Origin of the sequence: Paraburkholderia sp. SIMBA_027 (genome assembly GCF_046535315.1) — a bacterium.
GTDB classification, from domain to species: domain Bacteria; phylum Pseudomonadota; class Gammaproteobacteria; order Burkholderiales; family Burkholderiaceae; genus Paraburkholderia; species Paraburkholderia tropica.
This window is the reverse complement of record NZ_JAWRWY010000315.1, coordinates 1-300: the sequence shown is the minus strand read 5'-3', so window position 1 is coordinate 300 and position 300 is coordinate 1. Positions and strand designations below refer to the sequence as shown.

The 300-nt window shown below is 64.0% G+C and carries 1 protein-coding gene; it reads left to right on the top strand.

Annotated elements, in window-relative coordinates; translation table 11 throughout:
• Nucleotides 1-300, top strand: a 300-nt coding sequence (locus SB764_RS39240; RefSeq protein ID WP_410866641.1) for an alpha-isopropylmalate synthase regulatory domain-containing protein, incomplete at both ends; no start/stop codon positions are given.

Here is a 300-nt window from a genome sequence, read left to right as displayed (position 1 = left end):
GATGACGACGGCGGCACGACGCTACACGCCTCACTCACCGTGGACGGTGTGCAGGTTCAGCGCACCGGCGCAGGCAACGGTCCAATTGCTGCCCTGCTGAACATTTTGCGGGAGGACGGTGTGGACCTCAGGGTGCTTGACTACACCGAGCACGCCCTTTCAGAGGGCGGTAACGCGCTGGCTTCAGCGTACGTCGAATGCGCAGTGGGGGAGCGTGTGTTGTGGGGCGTCGGAGTCGACGGCAACACAAGCACGGCCGCACTCAAGGCTGTTGTTTCCGCCGTGAACCGAGCCATCCGC